Source organism: Methanosphaera sp. A6 (genome assembly GCF_001729395.1).
Classification (GTDB): domain Archaea; phylum Methanobacteriota; class Methanobacteria; order Methanobacteriales; family Methanobacteriaceae; genus Methanosphaera; species Methanosphaera stadtmanae.
Genome location: NZ_MAIF01000097.1, coordinates 1 through 20213, shown reverse-complemented (window position 1 = coordinate 20213; position 20213 = coordinate 1). Strand labels below are relative to the sequence as shown.

Genomic DNA, 20213 nt, shown 5'->3' with positions numbered 1-20213 from the left:
ATTTTAAAAATAATAAAAAAATAGTGAATGTTATATTAAATATACAATGTAAAAAATACAGCTAAATCTTGTGAATAATAAAATAGATTTCTTAAATTTTTCTCTTTTTTAAAAAAAAATGAAGATTGATTTTCATGATTTTTACAGTGATCTTCGTTTTTGTTGTGGTAGATTTTCTTGTATTTGTTTACTATCAAATCTTAAATTAATATACCTTGAATTTCCTTTCTTTCCAGATCCTGTGTATGTTGTATCAATTAATCTTAGAAATTCTAATTTATTAATTTGTCTATTGTATGTTGCATAACCAATCTTATTTTCACGATTATATTCCTCATATAATTGACCAGATGTTATATTTTTCTTATCCATTCTTGTAATAAAACGAAGTAATGTTTTTTCTTTATCAGATAATGAATTTAATATATACCTTAAACTAACACTTTTTGATACTTTAAATGCCTTTTCAACATCCCCATACTCAATTCTACGTGATGCTCTAACCTCAGCATTATTTCCACTTATACGCAGTAAATCAATACCTAATCGTAAATCCCCATTTTCAAATGTATACGTGGTAATTTCCTCTAATAAATCATTAGATATAACATTTGGATAAAATCCTAAGTTTACACGTTCTTTTAATATATTATATGTTTCTTCATATGTGTATGGTTTAAAATTTATTTCTGCAGCATTGAATATAGATCCTACATTTTTATCCAATATAAATCTAAATTCCACATCTGAAAGTACTGCAAATATACCAGTTCTTACACCTTCATATGATTCATGTGCACGTAGAATATCATAAAATATTTGACTTATAATATTTCCATGAAATAGATGATTAATATCATCTAATGCAACAATCAATGCTTTATCAGTATCATATAATTCATTCATAATTTTATTATATATTCTTGCAAATGGAACTCCTGTTTCAGGAGGATTATGACCAAATATTTTCTTATATATTTGTGAAAAAATACCAAATTTTGTAGAATGTAATTGACAATTTACATATACACATATTATATCATCTTCACAGTCCAGTTGAGCCATTTCAAATAATTTCTTTATAGCAGTTGTTTTTCCAGTTGCTGGAGGGCCTAAAAGTATATTATTTGATGGTTTTCCACCATGTAATGCAGGTCTTAATGAGAAAGCCATTTCTTCCATTTGTGATTGTCTTAATTTAAATTCTTCTGGCAAATAATCTGAATTAAATACTCTTACATCTTTAAAAATTGTTTCATCATGTAATAATATGTCTTGTAAATCCATCTATTATTGTCCTCCTTTTTTTTATTTTATAATGCTCCCATAGCAAACGATACAAATGCAATTAACATTCCTATTTTCATGTATTTAGATATTTTATGCATAGATTCTTTTGACTGATTTTGCACTGCCAGATATGCTGAATATACAAAGATAATATCTGCTATAATTATTATGATAAGATATACTATTGAAAATATATTATAATAATATAACAAGGGACTAAGAATACATGTTATAATATTTAGAATAACAGCTAACATAACTGCCTTTTTTGTCCCATATATAATTGGAAGAGTATGTGCATCTTCTTTTTTATCTCCTTCAATATCTTCAATATCCTTTATAATTTCCCTAGATAATGTCATTAAAAATGCAAAAAATCCAAGAATAAATCCTAAATTAACATCTTTTGTTATAAGACCACCAAAAACAAATGTTAAACCTGTAAGTATGGCTACACATAAATTACCAATAAAACATCTTTGTTTTAAATCATAAGCATAGATTATCATTAAAATAGTACATAAAATTACAACAATACCATTTTCTAATGATATTATAAATCCTAATATAATTGATACTAGAAATAAAATTAGACTATAATATAATGCTCTTTTTAATTCTATTTTACCTGAGGGTATAGGTCTGTTTGGTGCATTTATCCGATCTATTTCATAATCATAATAATCATTTATTGTATTTCCAGAACCTGTTGCTATAAATACACATAGAGATCCAAGTATTATCTCATAATTATAAGTATGGCCTATAATTGCCATTAATAATACTGCTATAAATGCCATTAAAGCATTTGTAGGTCTGAGAATTTCTATATAGGGATTCATTAACTTGTCACCTATAACTAATTTATTTTAAAAAAATCATCAATAATATTATATATGTATCTATTTTATTATAAGCTATTTTTTTATTAAATAATTTGAATATATATTATGGAAAAAGTAGAACAATATAACATAAAGTATTTATTATAGTAAATATATAATAATAAATAACTAATTTTAAACATACTTAAAACTGTGAGCGAATGAGTATCACTCATTAAGGAGTTTTAAATTAGAATATTTTTTATTATATAAATATATTTTATTAAATAGGTCATTTAATCAGACAACAAGTCGTTATAGATATAATAAAAATAGTTTTTTAAAAGTATATTTTAAAAAATTGGTAGTTATCTAAATAGTACTTGCTATGGATGGTTAAAAGCCAGATGATAATGGAGGACATTAAATGGCAAATTCAGTATATGTAAAATTTGAAGTACCAAAAGAAATAGCTGATAAAGTTTACGAAGCTTTAGAAATCGCAAGAGATACAGGTAAAATAGGAAAAGGAACAAACGAAGTAACAAAAAACATCGAAAGAAACAATGTTGCTTTAGCAGTAATTGCAGAAGATATTGAACCTGCAGAAATTGTAGCACACTTACCTATTTTAGCAGAAGAAAAAGAAATTCCTTACGTATATCTCCCAACCAAAGAAGAATTAGGAGAAGCTGCAGGACTTAATGTTGGTACAGCATCTGCATGTATTATTGATGCTGGTGAAGGCCAAGAACTCGTCGATGAAATAGTCGAAAAAGTTGCAGAACTCAAAAACTAATCATGATTGGACCTATACTTAGGAAATAAAGTATCGTAATTTTTAGAAGTAATTATTCAAAATTTACAATAAAAAAAAGATAGATTCATATAATAAATTACATATTCTTAATGAGTATTGTATTTAATGAAATTGTTCTTTCTTTAATTTTTTATTATAAAAGTAAGCTTCGCTATTATATATTTTATTTAACCAATCAAAATTTATAAGGTGATTATATGGAAGACGGTACTCCAGCAGAAGTTATTGAAGTTTTAAAAAGAACAGGAATGACTGGAGAAGTAATGCAAGTAAAATGCAGAATACTTGATGGAAGAGATAAAGGAAGAATACTCACTAGAAACGTTATGGGTGCTATAAAAGAAGGCGACGTATTAATGTTACTAGATACTATAAGAGAAGCAAAAGAAATCAGAACTCCATAGGAGTTATGATTAAAACCTTTTTTTATTGTATAAGAATATTCTTTTTATATACTTATAGGAGTTTAAATAATGAGAACATGTTCATTCTGTGGAGAAGAAATTCCAGAAGGTACAGGAAAAATGTATGTCCGTAGAGATGGATCAATTTCTTTCTTCTGCAGCAGCAAATGTGAAAAAAACAATAAACTTGGAAGAATTCCAAGGAAAGTTAAGTGGGTTAAACAATGAAACAAAGAACATTTACCATGTTAAAACCAGATGCAGTTAAAAGAAGACTTACAGGTGAAATTTTAACAAGATTTGAAAAACGTGGTTTAAAAGTAATAGCAGCAAAAACTCTTATGATTTCAGAAGACCTTGCAAAAACACACTATGGTGAACATAGTGATAAACCATTCTTCAATGATTTAATATCATACATTACTAGCGGACCAGTATTTGCTATGGTTTTAGAAGGTGATGATGTAATAAGTCTAGTAAGAAAAATGGTTGGTGCAACTAATCCTAAAGAAGCAGATATTGGAACTATTCGTGGAGATTATGGAATCGACACTGGTAGAAATATAGTACATGCTTCAGATTCAGAGGAATCAGCACAAAGAGAAATTAATTTATTCTTCGACGAAACAGAATTCTGTGATTATGAATTACCAGACGAAGATATAATATATGAAGAGCCATAAGAATTTTTTTTCTTTTATTTGCTCTTTTTTGCTATTAATTGAAATGTAGATAGTAAAAAAATATTGAAGTAGTAATTTAGGTTTAAATCAATAACTTCAAAAATCCAAAACAAAATTTTATTTTAATTTACGCGTAAAAAAAAATAATAAAAAAAACTATTTATTGATTAATAAACTCATAGATAATATTTCAGTATTATAAAAAAAATAAGTGTGTTCTACAAAGATAGTAAGATTTTTTCAGGGACATTCAATAACAGATGTCAGTATTCAGTATTTTAAGATTCAATAGAACAAAACTTATTTAACCTATTGTTAAATAAAATTTTAATCTAAAAAGAAATTTTTAAATTCAATTTAAAGATAGAATATATGTTTTAGGGAGATAAAAATGAAAACAAGATCACCTATAGTGTCTGTTTTAGGTCATGTAGACCATGGAAAAACCACTTTATTGGATCATATTAGGGGAAGTACCATAGCATCAAAAGAAGCTGGAGGTATAACTCAACATATTGGTGCAACAGAAATTCCAATGGATGTTATTTCATCAATTTGTGGTGGATTCCTTGAAAAGATGAATATACAAGAACAATTACCTGGATTATTCTTTATAGATACACCAGGTCACGAAGCTTTTACAACACTACGTAAACGTGGTGGATCATTAGCAGATTTAGCTATTCTTATAATGGATGTAACAGAAGGTTTTAAACCTCAAACATACGAGGCATTAAACATATTAAAATCATCGAAAACACCATTTGTTGTTGCTGCTAATAAAATAGATAAAATTCCTGGATGGAATTCTACTAAAGGTGAATGCTTTAGTAAAGCTGTTCAAAATCAACATAAAAATGTTGTTTTTGATTTAGATCAGAAAATCTATGAAATAGTAGGAACATTACATGAAGAAGGATTTGAATCTGAACGTTTTGATAGAGTAAGTAATTTTGCAAGTCAAATAACCATTGTACCTATCAGTGCATATACTGGTGAAGGACTACCAGAATTATTAACAATGCTTTTAGGTCTTGCATACCAATACTTAAATGAACAATTACAAATTGAAGAAGATGCACCAGCATCTGGTACAGTATTGGAAGTTAAGGAAGAAAAAGGATTGGGACTTACTATTGACACGATTCTTTATGATGGTGTTCTCAATAAAGATGATCGTATAATGATGTTAACAAAGGAAAATAAAGTAATATCTACTAAGATTAGATCTTTATTAAAACCTAAACCATTAGAAGAAATTAGAGAATCAAAAACAATGTTTGAAGATACAAATCAAATTGTAGCTGCAGCTGGTGTAAAAATTGTGGCACCACATGTAGATGATGTAGTATCTGGTTCTCCACTTAAAGTAGCTAATGATGATAATATAAGAGTAGAAGATGAATTACTATCTGAAGTAGATAATATACGTATACAAACTAATGATATAGGTATATTAGTTAAAGCAGATACTCTTGGTTCTTTAGAAGCACTAGTTAATATTTTAGATTCAAAAGATATTCCTATTAAATCAGCAGAAATTGGTGATATTTCTCGTAGAGATATTATTAATGCATCAATAATGTATGAAGAAGATGAAAAATATGGTGTTATAATAGCATTTAATGTTAATATTCTTCCATCTGCTGAGGATGAGTTAAATGATCAAAATATCATGGTATTCCAAGATAGAGTTATATATCAGTTAACTGAAGACTATCTCAACTGGGTAAATAGTGCTAAAGAACGTCAGAAAAAGGCAAAACTTGCTTCTATAATACGCCCTTCAAAGATAAGAATCATGCCAAAATTAGTATTTAGACATAGTAAACCAGCTATTGCTGGAGTTGAAATCATGTCTGGTATTATAGAAAAGGGTGTTACTCTTATTAATGATAAGGGTCATGTTGTTGGTAGAGTTGAAAGTATGGAGGATAATGGAGAAAATCTTCCAAAAGTTTCAAGAGGATCACAAGTTGCTATGGCTATAGGTGATGCTGTATTTGAAAAGGATTTCGAAGAAGGAGATGTACTCTATGTTGATATGTCTGAGAGAAATTTCTTTGCAATTAACAATGAGTTAAAAGATAAGTTGTTAGATGATGAAATTTTAACAATGGAAGAACTTCAAGAAATTAAACAAGAAACAGAAGACTCAAATTGGGGTGTAATTAATACTGATTGGAGTGAACTTGATACTTTAGATGAAGATGAGTATGAAGATTTCTACTAATTTCAATATAATGATGTAGTATTTAAGTAACTACGATAATGAATACTTAAAAAAAAATAATGGAGACATACAATGGTATACAAAGTAGTAGTATCAGATGAAGATGTAACATACCAATTAGAATTGGAAGATAAAGATGCAAAAACAGTAAATGGCCTTAAAATTGGAGAAGAATTCAATGGTGGAGTTCTTGGATTAAAAGGTTACAAATTAAGAATTACTGGTGGTAGTGATAAAAACGGTTTCCCAATGAAAGAAGATGTTGATGGAACAAGAAGATTCAAAAGTTTAGTAAATGGTGGAACTGGATTTAAACCTACTAAAAAAGGATTAAGAAGAAGAAAAACAGTACGTGGAAACACTATTGCTGATGATATATCCCAAATAAATGTTAAAGTTTCAGAAAGAGGAGAACAAACACTAGCTGAAATCTTTGCAGAACCTGAAGAAGAACAAGAAGAGTAGATAATTCAATTATTATTAGTTTAATAATTGTTTATTTATCTATATGGAGGTGTAACTTATGAAAGTACAATCCGAAATAAATATTGGATTAGTAGGTCACGTTGATCATGGTAAAACAACATTAACTAAAGCTTTATCTGGAATATGGACCGACACACATAGTGAAGAAGCAAAAAGAGGTATTTCAATAAGGTTAGGTTATGCTGATATAACATTCAGAACATGTCCTGAATGTCCAGCACCTCAATGTTACACTACAAAAGAAACTTGTGAACACTGTGGTTCTAAAACAGAAATACTTAGAAAAGTATCATTTGTTGATTCACCAGGACATGAAACCCTAATGGCTACAATGCTTTCTGGTGCTGCAATAATGGATGGAGCTATTCTTGTTATAGGAGCAAATGAGCCATGTCCTCAACCCCAAACTAAAGAACATTTAATGGCATTAGATGTTATTGGTGTGAAAAATGTTATTGTAGTTCAAAACAAAGTTGATACAGTACCTAAGGAAAAAGCAATTGAAAACTATTATGAAATCAAAGAGTTTGTTAAAGGAACTTGTGCAGATGGAGTACCAATCATACCTATATCAGCTCAACAAGGTGCAAATATTGATGTATTAATTGAAACTATACAGAAAAATATGAAAACACCAAGAAGATCACTACGTAAAAATCCTAAATTATATGTAGCAAGATCATTTGATATTAATAAACCTGGTACACATCCAAAGAAAATCAATGGTGGAATCATTGGAGGTTCTTTAATACAAGGAAAACTTAAACTTGGCGATGAAATTGAAATAAAACCAGGAATTCAAGTTAAAAATAAAGGTAAAACTGAATGGAAAAGTTTAACATCAACAATCACTGGACTTGAAGCAGCAAATAATTTTGTTGATGAAGTTGGTCCTGGAGGATTAATTGGTGTAGCTTTATTATTAGATCCATCATTAACTAAATCAGATTCATTATCTGGATCTATTGCAGGAAAACCTGGAACTTTACCACCAACTATTCAAGAGTTTACAATGGAAACTCATTTACTTGATAGAGTTGTTGGTACTAAAAATGAAACTGATGTAGAACCTATACATTCTTCTGAAAACTTAATGATAAATATTGGTACAACAACAACTGTTGGTCTTGTCTCTAGTGCTAGAGGAGATGAAGTTGATGTTAAACTAAGATTACCTGTATGTGCAGAAGATGGACAACGTGTTGCTTTAAGTCGTCGTGTAGGAGCTAGATGGAGGCTCATAGGTTATGGAATCATCAAAGCATAGGGCAGTAGTTGATACAAATTTTTGATGATGATGTTTCAATTAGATGTTGATATTGTAATGGAATTACAAAATCTGTTACCATCATATTATGATTTAATTGTTCCATCTGTTGTTATTGATGAACTGACTACTTTGAAAAAAAAGTCAAAGGGAAAAAATAAATTAGCAGCAAGTATTGCATATACTATTGCAAATAAAGAACCTTTTAATATTGTTAATATTAAAAAAACTGATCATGTTGATAATTTATTATTAAAATTCTGTAATGATACAGATGTTTTATGTACCAATGATAAAATTCTTCGCAAACGTGCAAGAAAAAGAAATATTACTGTTGTTTATCTAAGACAGCATAGATATCTAGAAGTAGATGGTTATATAAAAACGAATTCCTATTGATGATAATATAGAAGTAAATGAATTATGGAGGAAAAACCATGAATCTTTGGAAAGATATAGAAGCAGGATCAAATGTACCTGATGAAATCACAGTAGTTGTAGAAATTCCTAAAGGATCTCGTAATAAATATGAGTATGATAAGGAAAAAGAAGCTTTAGCTCTTGATAGAGTATTATTTTCACCATTCCATTACCCAGCAGAATATGGATTTATGCCTAAATCTTTATGGGACGATGGAGATCCTTTTGATGTACTTGTTATTATGGATCAACCAACATTCCCTGGATGTATTATTGAAGCAAGACCTATTGGTATTATGAGAATGATAGATCAAGGAGATAGTGATGATAAATTATTAGCAGTACCTCTAGAAGATCCTAGATTTAAAGATGTTGAGGATATTTCCCAATTACCTGAACATTACTTAAAAGAAATTGAACATTTCTTCTCACAATATAAAGCATTAGAAAATAAAACTGTAGAAGTTAATGGTTGGGAAGACAATAAAGCAGCAAAAGATGCTGTTAAACATGCAATAGAACTTTATAAAGAAAAATATGAATAGACATGTGAGGTATCAAAGTGTACGAAATAGCAACTATTGAAGATACAGTAAGAGTACCACCTAATATGTTTGACATGCCATTTGAAGAAGTGACAGCAACTATACTTAACAAACAGTATGTAGGTAAACTAGATAAAAAGTTAGGTATCTTAGTTATGGTTACTGAAGTTATTGACCATAGTGAGGGAAAGGTTGTTATTGGTGATGGAGCTGCATTCTATCATGTTAAATTCAATGCATTATTCTATAAACCTATGTTACATGAAGTAATAGATGGGGAAGTTATTGAAATTATTGAATTTGGTGCTTTTGTAAGAATTGGTCCTATGGATGGACTAGTGCATGTTTCACAAATAACTAATGATTATATTAATTATGATGTTAAACGTGGAGCTCTACTTGCAAAGGAATCTAATAAATCTCTTGATGAAACAGACTTTGTTCGTGCAAGAATCGTTGCATTAAGTTTAAAAGGAAATTCAACTACAGATTGTAAAATTGGTTTAACCATGAGACAACCTGGTTTAGGTCGTTTTGAATGGATTGAAGAAGAAAAACTTAAAAACATGAAATAAGTATGAACATTAAAGGAGAATTAAAATGGCTGAAAGAGCATGTCCTAGATGTAGATGTGTAACATTTGATAAAGTTTGTCCTTTATGTAAGACAGAAACATCAAGTGATTGGACTGGATTGATTGTAGTACTTAATCCTGATGAATCAGATCTAGCTAAAGAATTAAATATTAGTTTCCCTGGCCGTTATGCATTAAAAGTTAGAAAATAACTGAAAGGAGACTAATTGTGCTAACATTACCAAAATATTTAAGATCAGAATTAAAAAAACCATTAGGGCAGTTATATAAATCTATAGATATAATTGAAGAGAAATTACACCAACAGTTATCAGAAGATAAACTTATAATTAGTATAGGTGATGCAACAACAAAAAATCTTATAAAATTAAATATTCAACCACAAATTTGTATTGTTGATAATAAAATTGAAAGAGAACCTGTTGAACATAAATTAACTCATACAGATAATTTAGTTCATGTTAATAATCCTGCTGGATGTATAACTGATGAATTAGTTAAGATTTGTATCGATTCAATTAATACTGCTACTAGTAATAATCCTGTTATTATTGAAGTAAAAGGTGAAGAGGATTTAGCAGTGTTGCCCTGTATATTAAATGCACCAAAAGACACTTTTATTCTTTATGGACAACCAAAGGAAGGTGTTGTTTTGGTTTGTGTTAATGAAGCCTTTAATAAGGCAAAACATTTTTATAAACAATTAAATAAGGAATAACGATAATATGGAAATTAAAATTATTGAGAAAAAAGAAAACCCATTATTAAATAGGACTGAAATTAAATTTGAATGTGAATATCCTACAGAAGGAACACCTACTATCTTAGATGTAAAACATAAACTTGTTGCATTAGAAGACTCATCTAACGATCTCCTCGTGGTGGATAGTATGAAGCCTAGTTACGGAGTTCCAACCGCATTTGGATTAGCAAAAATTTATGATTCAACAGAAAGTTTAGCAAAAATTGAAACTAAATCAGTGATTGCTAAAAATGAAGAACCTGAAGAAGAACCTGAAGAAGAAGCAGAAGATGCTGAATAAATACTACTAGAAGGGAATTGTAATGTCTAAAAAATATGAATTATATGAAGTTAAAGATGGTAAAATTGTAAGAAAAAATCCTGAATGTGTAAGATGTTCACATGGTATTTTCATGGCTGACCATGGAGATAGATATGCATGTGGTCGTTGTGGATACACACAATGGAAAAATGAATAAATTAAATAGTATAAGAAATATATTATTATATATAAAAACACGAATCTAAAAATACATAAATATCCTATTTCACCACCCATTTTTTTATAATATTTTTTTATGTTGAGGCTTAAACTTATTCTTCTTGGTATTTAAATTTATTACTTTTAGCTGTTATTTCCTCTATATATCTATAAAATTCATCTACTTCTATACATATTAGTTATTTTAAGTAATTGATAATGTTTTTCACTACTTACTCCATGTATATAGATTATTATTTCATTACCCACTACTTCATAAAGAACATTGGTACAATGTATGATGCTTATCATCATTTATTGTTATTCTTATTGTTTCAGAATTATATCAATTATTTCCTTGTGTGAATTTATTTCTAGATTTTTTCATTGCATAATAGATATTATATAATATATAATAATACTATAAGAGTGCTTATGAATTTAAAACTCACTTCAATTAATGGGGGATTAAAAATAGAAGTTCATGAAAATTCAAGTCAAAAGTCTGGAATTACAACAGGAAGTGTGGCTACAGCTGCAAGTGTAGCAGCTCTACTTAAGCTTGTTGATAAGGCTCCAGATATTGTTAAAATAACAGCACCAACAACTACGTTAACTGTTGAAATAGAAGATACTTCTTTTATTGATAATAACACTGCAAGGGCTATTGTTAAAAAACCAAATTATAATGATCCTGATGTAACAAGAGGTATGGAAATTATTTCTGAAGTTACATTAACTAATAATAGTGGTGTTATAGAAATTACTGGAGGAGATGGTGTTGGACGTGTTACAAAACCAGGACTACAAATTCCAGTGGGAGAGTATGCAATAAATCCAGTACCACGTAAGATGATTAAGGAAAATATAATGAAATATTTACCTGAAGATAATGGTGCAATAATTAAAATCATAATACCTGAAGGTAAGAAAATAGCTCCAAAAACCATGAACAGTAGATTAGGTATTATAGATGGAATTTCCATACTTGGAACTACAGGTATTGCAAGACCAATGTCTTCAAAGGCATATACTGACTCTTTAAGAGTACAAATAGATGTTGCTCTTGCTAATGGATATAAAGATCTACTTTTTGTTCCAGGAAATATTGGAACAAGAATTGCAAAGGAAAAATTAGTACTAGATGAGGATGAAATTATTGAGATGAGTAACTTTGTAGGTTATATGCTTGAAGAAGCCCATAAAACTGGAAAAATACGAAGTATAACCTTATTTGGTCATGCAGGAAAGTTAATTAAAATCGCTGCTGGAATATTTAACACCAAGCAAAGTGTTGCAGATGCAAGACGTGAGATTATGACTGCATATGCAGGACTTGTAGGTGCTAATAAGAAAACATTACATGATATATATAATTGTATTACAACAGAGGATGTTATAAAGATTTTAGATGAAAATAACATTACAACAGAGGTTTTTGAATTAATTGCTAATAAGATTGTTGAATTATGTAGTCTTAAATATGAAGGTATAAAGTTTCATGCTGTTATTGTGAAAATGAATGGTGAAATATTAACGCCAAGTCACATACAAAACATCCCATTTAATAAAAAGTGATTCCATGAATATTTGTATTATTGGCCAATATCCTCCACAAGTAGGTGGTGTTGCCACATATACTAAACAATTAGAAGATACTCTCACAAATAAGGGACATAACGTCTATGTTTTAACTTATTCTAGTGATTGTTCCAGAAAAGATAATGTTTTTGAGGCTAAAACAATTAACATTCCCCTACTTCGAGGAATTAGTTTTATTATTTCAAGTTATTTTATCTTAAATAAAATTGTTGATAAATATAATATCGATATAATACATGCAAATTATCTTCTTCCACAGGCATTTGTTGCCACATTAATTCATAAGGATGTAAAAATCGTTGCAACTGCACATGGATCTGATATTAATATATTACCAAGTAAGATTTTTACAAAACCCCTTATAAAATATACTCTAAAACACTTAGATAATGTGTATTTTGTAAGTGAAAAGTTACAAAAAAAAGCATTAGCCTTAAATATAGAAGGACTTATAGAAAAATCCCATATAACACCAAATACAGTAGATACAAATAAATTTAAGCCAATAAGTGATGATAAAAAAAAACTATACACTAAATACAAAAAGCCATTGGTGATGTTTATAGGAAATCTTGTGGTACAAAAGGGATTAAAATACCTTTTAAAAGCTAAAGAAATATCAAAAACAGAATATGTTCTCCTAATATATGGAGATGGACCTAAAAAAGAAGAATTAAAAGAATATATCAACCAGCATAACATTAAAGACATATATCTTATGGGAAAAACAAATATTCCTGAGAAAATAATACCTGAATCTGATATCATGGTACTTCCATCCATATCTGAAGGAGCAAGTATTGTGGCTCTTGAGAGTATGTCTTGTCAAAAACCATTAATTGCTACAGACACAGGTAACATTCAAAGTATCATAACAAACAATGAAAATGGAGTAATAGTACCAGTAGCAGATTATGAGAAGTTAGCTAATGCTATTGACAAATTAGTAGATGATGAAGATAAAAGAAACACTTTAGGTAAAAATGCACGAAAAACTATAGAAAGAGATTATAGTCAAATGAAAATTCCATACATAAATTGAGCATTTCATAATAATATAAATAGGGTGAATAGATGAGCAAAATAGATTCTAATATTGAAGAAATAATGAATAAATGTTATCCATACATAAAGGAGTATAATCCTGCACAGAAGGCTGTGATAGATTCAGGTTATCTTGAAAATAATGATAATTATATTATATCAATACCTACCGCTAGTGGAAAAACTGTTCTTGGTGTACTGGCAGCACTGAAAGTACTACTACATGGTGGTAAAGTAGTATATTCAGTACCACTACTATCTCTACAAAATGAGAAATATAAGGAATTTAAGGTATTTGAGGAATTTGGATTTAAAGTAGGTAAACATCCATCTAGATGTGATATTGCAGTTATGGTTTTTGAATCATTTGATGCTTTGACTAGATTTTCAAGAAATACTCTTAATGAAATTGATTTAGTAATAATTGATGAATTTCACATGATTGGAGATTATAGTAGAGGACCTACACTTGAATGTGCAATTACAAGACTAAAAGAAAATAATAAGAGTATGAGAATCATTGCATTATCTGCAACACTTAAAAATATGGAAGAAATTTCTCACTGGCTAGATGCAAACGTTGTAGTTCATGATTATAGACCTGTACCCCTACACAAAGAAGTTTTATGTGCTGAGGAATTTGGAACTAGTGATAAAAACAACATAGTATTTAAGATACTTAATGATTCACTTAATGATTCATCTCAAATGTTAACATTTGTATCAACACGTAGATTTACAGAATCACTTGCCCAGAATATGTCTAAAAAAATAGCAAAACATATACCTGATGGTAAAAAGGAAATTTTTAATTCCATTGCAGAAGATGTGTTAAATGTTTCAATAAAAAAGAATTCACAGCCTACAGAAGTATGTTATAAGTTAGCAGAATGTATAAGAAATGGAATTGCATTTCATCATGCAGGACTCTTTGATAAACAAAAGGAAATTATTGAGGAAGAATTTATAAATGGTAATCTTCTAATGATAACAGCAACCCCTAGTTTAATGTATGGTGTTAACTTACCATCAAAAAATGTTGTAATACGTGATTATACTAGATGGACAGAACAGGGACAGACAAACATACCAGTATTTGATTATGAACAAATGTCTGGAAGAGCAGGACGTCCAGGATTTGATACAGAAGGATACTCCTATCTTCTTGCAAAAACATATGATGAAGCATTTAATCTTGATGAATACTATGTTCATGGAGACATAGAAGTAACAAATTCTAAATTAATTGATAATGAAGATGCTGTTTTAAAACAGATAATTACCCAGATTTCAAGTGGATTTGCAAAGGATATGGATGATTTAATAGATTTCTTTAATAAAACATTCTATGGATTTCAAATATCACACACTTATAATGATATGAGTTTTGGATTTTCAGGGGAGACTATAAAATATGAAATTTCAAGTGCTCTTGAATATCTTATACAAAATGGTATTATAAGATTAACTCCTTCAGGATTTCAAACAACACCCCTTGGTAGTTTAATATCAAGAAGTAATTATGCAGTGAAAACTGCTGTTAAATTAAAAGATTATGCTAATATGATTGATGAGGAATTTAGTGTTGCAAATCTCATATATGAAATATCTAAAACATCAGATCTACCTAAAATTAACACGAAATTCAGGGCTAATAAGGATAATATCAAGGAAGTTCTCACAAGTAAAGGAGTTTTTGTTACTTTCATATCAAATAATGAAGCTACAGCAGCTAGTTTACTTGAATGGATTAATGAAAGGAAAGAATATGAAATTGAAAATTATTTAAAAGTATATGCAGCATCAACTAGACGTGCTAGTTATGAGGCTTCAAGTCTTGTTAAATACTTCTATAATATTTGTGATGTTCTTGGAAAATATAAACATTTAAATGAAATTGATAAGTTAAGTTCCAGATTATACTATGGTGTTAAAAAGGATTTATTACCACTTGTTACTGGAGTTAAACGTTTAGGTCGTCAACGTGCACGTAAAGTTGTAGATATATTTGGTAATAATTTAAATGATGTTAAAATAACTGAATTAACACGTATTGATGGTATTGGTGAAGTTACTGCTAGAAATATTATAGAATTCTATAATAATATGGAGTAGATAGTATGTCTTGTGTTTGTGAGAATATGAAATATAACACATTAAAAGAAATATTAAAGGAAAAAATAAGAGAAGTTACTCTTCAGGAATTATATGATTTATCATTTGAATTTAATGAAGATACTAAATATCTTCCCAGAGAATATAAAAAGAAATATATTGAATCTGTACTTAATGTTATAATCAATAGATTTAATTCTCTAAAAAATACACAAGAAAACTTCGAAGGTGAAGTTACAAAAAAAGAAGCCAGTGAAATTAATAAGATTCTTACAAAAACCAATAACAGACTTACAGATGCATTGAATGTAATTGTAGTGTATGCTACCTATCTTAAAAGAGAACCTATTCATCTGCCTGGTACTGAGTTTCCAGGAATGCAAAGTATTTATACTGATGGAGAGAATTATTATTGTCCCATTAAAAGATATCATATAGATAATGATAAAGCATTGTGTAGGTATTGTGTTGCAAAAGAAACTGATATATAAATAAGTCTTAGGTAAATAGGATATGTGATTATTATGGTTTATAATATTCTTAATGAGAAAATAAAAAAAAGTGAACAAATAAAGAATGAACTCATAAAAAAAGGAGTAAAAAATCTAAATCAAAAATTAAAGAATGATGACTATAAAATTGATAACATAATTGATAAACATTCACTTAGTGATACATACCATAATTTAATTAATTCCAAGGATAAAATAGATTCTAGATTTCAGTCAAATTATAATAAAACATACCATTCAGTTGATGTTGAATTATATAAATTAAATAGAAAGATAGATAATAAGATACGCCTTGTAAATAAGGACTATGAAACTAAGAAAGAAAAAATAGAATTAAAGCTTAAAAAGAATTTATTATGATGTTAGAGGATTATCCTCCTCCAACAGCATCATCCCCTAACTCTGCTGATATATGTTCATCTATTTGTTTTTTAATATCATCAACAGATAATTCCTTATCTTTTTCTTCTTTTATTTTTCGTGAATATTTTTTATCTGTTAGTTCTATGTATTGTGTATTGTACCATAGTCTTGTTAATTCATCAACTTGTATTAATACCCATGAACCATCATCATCAGTTTTCATATCTAAAACTTCACCAATTGTTCCAGTATTAGCATAGATTATATATGAACCAAGTTCTATCTTATTTCCTCTCTTATCAGTAAATGTCATATAATACACTTCCTCTACTTTAATTATAATTATAATTAATATAAATCAATTTTCAATATTTTATTTATTAATTCATTATTCTTATGTTGTCTTATTATTTTAGGGTTTTGTTGTGTTAGGTCTATTATTGTTGATGGTTGATTCTTTATTTTTTTACCACAGTCTATGTAAATATCAATATTATCACCTAACTGTTTTTTTATATCTGTTATGTTGTCTGGTGTTTGAATATTTGAAAGATTAGCACTTGTACTTGTGATTGGAAAATCCTTTGTTAGACTATGTGTTATTTTATTATCAGGTATTCTTATTCCAATAATATTTGTATTTGCTGTTAGTATATCTGGTATATTACTTTTTTTTCTAAGAAGTAAGGTGTATGGTCCAGGTAGTAATTCATTTATTATATGTTCTATTTCATCTGTTACTATTGCTACTTCTTTTACTTGTGTTATATCATGTAAACATATAGAAATAGGCTTATCATACGATCTTTTCTTAGTCATATACACTTTTTTCACGGCATCAATGTTATTTATGTCTACACCAATTCCATAAATTGTGTCTGTAGGATAAACTACTAATTTTCCTTGTCCTAACATAGAACGAATCTTATTTAATTCATTTTTATTAGGATTATCTACTATATACACCATTTCCATCTACCATTTTATATACTTATATATAATCCTAATTATAAATAGAATACTATGCTAAATAATAAAATACGACCACAAGCTAATGAAATAACAGGAAAAATAGGTAAGAAAATACCATTAAATCCAAACATTGTGACATTAATAGGTTTATTCATTAGTTTTTTTGCAGGAGGGCTCTTTGCATCAGGTAACTTAGTTGCCGGAGCTATTTTTATAATTATTAGTGGAATGTGTGACATGATTGATGGAGCTATTGCACGTTCACAACATTGTAGAACACGATTTGGAGGATTTTTAGATTCTACCTGTGATCGTTTCGCAGATGCAGCTATTATTATTGGATTAATGTATAGTGGTTATACTGATCCTATTCTTGGAGCTTTAGCAATACATTCCTCATTAACTGTAAGTTATATTAGATCACGTGCAGAAAGTGAAGGAATAAAATGTTCTGTAGGAATAGCAGAAAGAGCTGAAAGATTACTTATCATAGTTGTTGGTTCAATAATTGCAGCAATACTTGGTGGTTCACATAACATGATGTTTTTAACAATTGCAGTACTTACAATACTAAGTTACATTACAGTTTTCCAGAGAATACATCATGTATGGATACGACTAAATTAAGTAATTCAACAACCATATAAAAACAATATAACAACCTATAATTCAATAGATACACTTATCTATTATTTTCCTTATTTTTTTATATTGAAAACTAAATTTGAATAAATACATATTATATATGAATAATATTAGGATTTGATTAAATGCAACCAAAAGAACGTATAGATAAAGATTTAAGAATTTTTGAAGAAAATATAGAACCTGTTGAAAAACTCGACTTAACACAAAAGGAAGTGCTTGTTAAAGACATGGCAAAAAGATATTATGAGGATACAAAATATTATCTTAAAATAGATGATGAATTAACATCATTTGCATGTATTGCATATGCCCATGGACTTCTTGACTCCCTTAGAATAATGTACAACCTAATAGATGATTCTTAGGCTGATAATATGAAAACATACAACACAGTTATTGTTGGTGGAGGTGCTAGTGGTATCTTATCTGGAATATATTTAGATGATAAAAATAGTATTATTCTTGAAAAAAATGATATTTTAGGTAAAAAAATACTTCTTACAGGTGGGGGTAGATGTAATCTAACAAATAATGCCACAAAAAAAGAGTATATGAAATCATACTATAATTCAGGAAAATATTATATTGATGCATTTAATACATTTTTCAATGAAGATATTAGGCAATTACTTAAAGATAATGGCTGTAATACAAAGGTTGAAGAAGATAACCGAGTATTTCCAGTAAGTGACAAGGCAAGTGATGTGGTTAATACATTAACTAAAATTCTTAAAAATACCTCAACAAAGTATAGACTTAATTCATATGTAACATCCATATCATATAATGAAGGATTATTTAAAATTAAATATAACAACAATGTTATTCAATCAAAAAACCTCATACTTGCTACTGGTGGAACTTCATATCCTAAAACTGGATCTGATGGTGATGGAATTGTATTTACAACATCCCTTGGACATACAAAACCTAAAAATATGGGTGGATTATGTCCAATAAAAGTAGAAGAGACATGGCCTAGAAAATTACAGGGAATAACTAACTATGTTTCAATTGAAATAAAGGCAAATAAGAAATCCATAGTAAAGGATTCTGGTTCAATAATTTTCACACATAATGGACTTAGTGGATTTATTATACTAGATAATAGTATGATAGTTGAAAAACATCTTAGAAAAAATCAAGATGTAATAATTAATCTTGACTTTGTTTCAGATTATTCATATGAATCATTAGATAAAACCTTACAGGAAGATTTTAGTAATAATTCAAATAAAACCTTAAAAACATATCTTCACAAGTATCTTCCAAAAAATATGGCCATTGTATTTCTAGAAAATATTAAAATAGATTCTAATAAGATATTAAACCAGGTAACCAAAAAAGAACGAATAAAAATAAGAGATAATCTTAAAAAAACAACACTCACCATAACAAGTGTTCTTGAAAACGAGTCTATGGTTACAAATAGTGGAGTTAAACAGAAGGAAATAAATCCTGCTACATATGAATCAAAGATAGTTCCAAACTTATACATAGTTGGAGAACTTGTTGAAGGATGTGGTATTTGTGGTGGATATAACCTTCAAAAAGCATTTTCAACTGGAGTACTTGCTGCAAAAACTATAAGAGATAAATATTATGATTCATATTAGTTATAAGAGAAATAACTATCAGGAAGATATGATTAAATATGTGAAACTTCTTGATAATGTGGTAGAATTAGGATGTCATGTAGGATGTTCTACTAAAATATTATCTAGACTTTGTCAAGATGGAACAGTATATGCATTTGATAACAGTCCAGAAAGTACAAGGGCAATGAATAATCTTAAAATTGAATATAAAAATATTGAATTTTCTAATGTAGATGTTAGAGATAAGAAATTAATATATGAATTCTCAAAAACTCATGAAAAAATAGATGTATTATGTGTTGATTTAGGTGGAGGTTATCATCCAGATACAGTATTTAAAGTATTTTTCTTATGGTCCTCCATACTTAAACCACGAGTGTCACTTATTAGAAATAGAGGATTAATAGATTTTGTTAATTCATCAGACACTACTGAGAACATATTATCACATAAAGGGTATTTATCTTCATCTTCAAATGAAATAATTCCTAATGAATTAAAGAATAAGTAATAAATTAAGAAAAAAATAGTATTAAATATTAAAAAAATGTATTAAATATTTAGAAGAT

General features: G+C 28.4%; 28 protein-coding genes. 23 read left to right on the top strand and 5 right to left on the bottom strand.

Features of this window, described 5'->3' with window-relative positions:
• Positions 1-141 precede the first annotated feature (141 nt).
• Together A9758_RS03230 and A9758_RS03225 are read right to left on the bottom strand one after the other, a co-directional pair.
• Positions 142-1287 carry an ORC1-type DNA replication protein gene (locus A9758_RS03230; protein ID WP_011406233.1) on the bottom strand — a complete coding sequence of 382 codons (1146 nt, stop codon included), beginning with the start codon at positions 1285-1287 and terminating at the stop codon, positions 142-144.
• 26 nt (positions 1288-1313) lie between these two features.
• Complete coding sequence (locus A9758_RS03225; RefSeq protein ID WP_011406232.1) at positions 1314-2132, bottom strand: UbiA family prenyltransferase; 819 nt, start codon at positions 2130-2132, stop codon at positions 1314-1316.
• A 409-nt stretch (positions 2133-2541) separates the two neighbouring features.
• Between A9758_RS03225 and rpl7ae the strand changes: the two genes are divergently transcribed.
• The 14 genes from rpl7ae (at position 2542) to A9758_RS03155 (ending at position 10788) form a co-directional block, all read left to right on the top strand.
• A complete protein-coding gene (gene rpl7ae / locus A9758_RS03220; protein WP_011406231.1) occupies positions 2542-2913 on the top strand; it encodes a 50S ribosomal protein L7Ae in 372 nt (123 codons plus the stop codon).
• 218 nt (positions 2914-3131) lie between these two features.
• The gene (locus A9758_RS03215) at positions 3132-3338 is read left to right on the top strand and encodes a 30S ribosomal protein S28e (protein ID WP_011406230.1); all 207 of its coding nucleotides are present in this window, start codon (positions 3132-3134) and stop codon (positions 3336-3338) included.
• Between the two features lie 69 nt (positions 3339-3407).
• Positions 3408-3566 (top strand): 50S ribosomal protein L24e, encoded by a 159-nt coding sequence (locus A9758_RS03210; protein WP_011406229.1) that lies wholly within the window; start codon positions 3408-3410, stop codon positions 3564-3566.
• Positions 3563-4021: a nucleoside-diphosphate kinase gene (gene ndk / locus A9758_RS03205; RefSeq protein ID WP_011406228.1), complete on the top strand. Its 459-nt coding sequence runs from the start codon at positions 3563-3565 to the stop codon at positions 4019-4021. The genes A9758_RS03210 and ndk overlap by 4 nt, the downstream gene beginning before the upstream one ends.
• Before the next feature lie 391 nt (positions 4022-4412).
• Positions 4413-6254 carry a translation initiation factor IF-2 gene (gene infB, locus A9758_RS03200; RefSeq protein WP_011406227.1) on the top strand — a complete coding sequence of 614 codons (1842 nt, stop codon included), beginning with the start codon at positions 4413-4415 and terminating at the stop codon, positions 6252-6254.
• 72 nt (positions 6255-6326) lie between these two features.
• Complete coding sequence (locus A9758_RS03195) at positions 6327-6719, top strand: 30S ribosomal protein S6e (RefSeq protein WP_011406226.1); 393 nt, start codon at positions 6327-6329, stop codon at positions 6717-6719.
• Between the two features lie 58 nt (positions 6720-6777).
• Complete coding sequence (locus tag A9758_RS03190; protein WP_011406225.1) at positions 6778-8007, top strand: translation initiation factor IF-2 subunit gamma; 1230 nt, start codon at positions 6778-6780, stop codon at positions 8005-8007.
• Between the two features lie 24 nt (positions 8008-8031).
• Entirely contained in the window at positions 8032-8406 is a 375-nt protein-coding gene (locus tag A9758_RS03185) for a PIN domain-containing protein (protein ID WP_048059714.1), read from the top strand.
• A 38-nt stretch (positions 8407-8444) separates the two neighbouring features.
• Positions 8445-8972, top strand: a complete 528-nt coding sequence (locus A9758_RS03180) for an inorganic diphosphatase (protein ID WP_011406223.1) — start codon at positions 8445-8447, stop codon at positions 8970-8972.
• A gap of 26 nt (positions 8973-8998) precedes the next feature.
• Complete coding sequence (locus tag A9758_RS03175) at positions 8999-9547, top strand: DNA-directed RNA polymerase (protein WP_172617523.1); 549 nt, start codon at positions 8999-9001, stop codon at positions 9545-9547.
• 25 nt (positions 9548-9572) lie between these two features.
• Complete coding sequence (gene spt4 / locus A9758_RS03170; RefSeq protein WP_011406221.1) at positions 9573-9758, top strand: transcription elongation factor subunit Spt4; 186 nt, start codon at positions 9573-9575, stop codon at positions 9756-9758.
• Positions 9759-9775: 17 nt separating this feature from the next.
• Positions 9776-10285, top strand: coding sequence for a GTP-dependent dephospho-CoA kinase family protein (locus A9758_RS03165; RefSeq protein WP_011406220.1), 510 nt, complete (start codon positions 9776-9778; stop codon positions 10283-10285).
• Between the two features lie 7 nt (positions 10286-10292).
• Positions 10293-10610, top strand: coding sequence for a 30S ribosomal protein S24e (locus A9758_RS03160; protein WP_011406219.1), 318 nt, complete (start codon positions 10293-10295; stop codon positions 10608-10610).
• 22 nt (positions 10611-10632) lie between these two features.
• Positions 10633-10788, top strand: coding sequence for a 30S ribosomal protein S27ae (locus A9758_RS03155; RefSeq protein ID WP_011406218.1), 156 nt, complete (start codon positions 10633-10635; stop codon positions 10786-10788).
• Between the two features lie 179 nt (positions 10789-10967).
• Here the strand turns inward: A9758_RS03155 and A9758_RS07565 are convergent, their stop codons facing one another.
• Positions 10968-11105: a hypothetical protein gene (locus A9758_RS07565; RefSeq protein WP_158005515.1), complete on the bottom strand. Its 138-nt coding sequence runs from the start codon at positions 11103-11105 to the stop codon at positions 10968-10970.
• 120 nt (positions 11106-11225) lie between these two features.
• Between A9758_RS07565 and cbiD the strand changes: the two genes are divergently transcribed.
• From cbiD to A9758_RS03130, 5 genes are read left to right on the top strand one after another with little or no spacing between them, the layout of a single operon-like run.
• Positions 11226-12368: a cobalt-precorrin-5B (C(1))-methyltransferase CbiD gene (gene cbiD / locus A9758_RS03150; protein ID WP_011405720.1), complete on the top strand. Its 1143-nt coding sequence runs from the start codon at positions 11226-11228 to the stop codon at positions 12366-12368.
• A 4-nt stretch (positions 12369-12372) separates the two neighbouring features.
• Positions 12373-13434: a glycosyltransferase family 4 protein gene (locus A9758_RS03145; protein ID WP_011405719.1), complete on the top strand. Its 1062-nt coding sequence runs from the start codon at positions 12373-12375 to the stop codon at positions 13432-13434.
• A gap of 32 nt (positions 13435-13466) precedes the next feature.
• Positions 13467-15551: a DEAD/DEAH box helicase gene (locus A9758_RS03140; RefSeq protein ID WP_011405718.1), complete on the top strand. Its 2085-nt coding sequence runs from the start codon at positions 13467-13469 to the stop codon at positions 15549-15551.
• Positions 15552-15556: 5 nt separating this feature from the next.
• Positions 15557-16042 carry a DUF2115 domain-containing protein gene (locus A9758_RS03135; RefSeq protein ID WP_052273648.1) on the top strand — a complete coding sequence of 162 codons (486 nt, stop codon included), beginning with the start codon at positions 15557-15559 and terminating at the stop codon, positions 16040-16042.
• Between the two features lie 33 nt (positions 16043-16075).
• Positions 16076-16423, top strand: coding sequence for a hypothetical protein (locus A9758_RS03130; RefSeq protein WP_011405716.1), 348 nt, complete (start codon positions 16076-16078; stop codon positions 16421-16423).
• Positions 16424-16433: 10 nt separating this feature from the next.
• Here A9758_RS03130 and A9758_RS03125 read toward each other — a convergent pair whose 3' ends face one another.
• The gene (locus A9758_RS03125) at positions 16434-16739 is read right to left on the bottom strand and encodes a DUF2098 domain-containing protein (RefSeq protein WP_011405715.1); all 306 of its coding nucleotides are present in this window, start codon (positions 16737-16739) and stop codon (positions 16434-16436) included.
• A 35-nt stretch (positions 16740-16774) separates the two neighbouring features.
• The gene (locus tag A9758_RS03120) at positions 16775-17395 is read right to left on the bottom strand and encodes an L-threonylcarbamoyladenylate synthase (RefSeq protein ID WP_048059794.1); all 621 of its coding nucleotides are present in this window, start codon (positions 17393-17395) and stop codon (positions 16775-16777) included.
• Positions 17396-17449: 54 nt separating this feature from the next.
• On the opposite strand from A9758_RS03120, the gene pgsA reads away from it, so the two are divergent.
• The 4 genes from pgsA to A9758_RS03100 all read left to right on the top strand — a co-directional run bounded on the left by pgsA (position 17450) and on the right by A9758_RS03100 (position 20155).
• The gene (pgsA, locus tag A9758_RS03115) at positions 17450-18025 is read left to right on the top strand and encodes an archaetidylinositol phosphate synthase (RefSeq protein WP_011405713.1); all 576 of its coding nucleotides are present in this window, start codon (positions 17450-17452) and stop codon (positions 18023-18025) included.
• Between the two features lie 143 nt (positions 18026-18168).
• Positions 18169-18411 (top strand): DUF357 domain-containing protein, encoded by a 243-nt coding sequence (locus A9758_RS03110; protein WP_011405712.1) that lies wholly within the window; start codon positions 18169-18171, stop codon positions 18409-18411.
• Positions 18412-18420: 9 nt separating this feature from the next.
• The gene (locus tag A9758_RS03105; protein ID WP_011405711.1) at positions 18421-19662 is read left to right on the top strand and encodes an aminoacetone oxidase family FAD-binding enzyme; all 1242 of its coding nucleotides are present in this window, start codon (positions 18421-18423) and stop codon (positions 19660-19662) included.
• Positions 19649-20155, top strand: coding sequence for a class I SAM-dependent methyltransferase (locus tag A9758_RS03100; protein WP_048059668.1), 507 nt, complete (start codon positions 19649-19651; stop codon positions 20153-20155). Before A9758_RS03105 ends, A9758_RS03100 begins: the two co-directional genes overlap by 14 nt.
• The last annotated feature ends 58 nt before the right edge of the window (positions 20156-20213 follow it).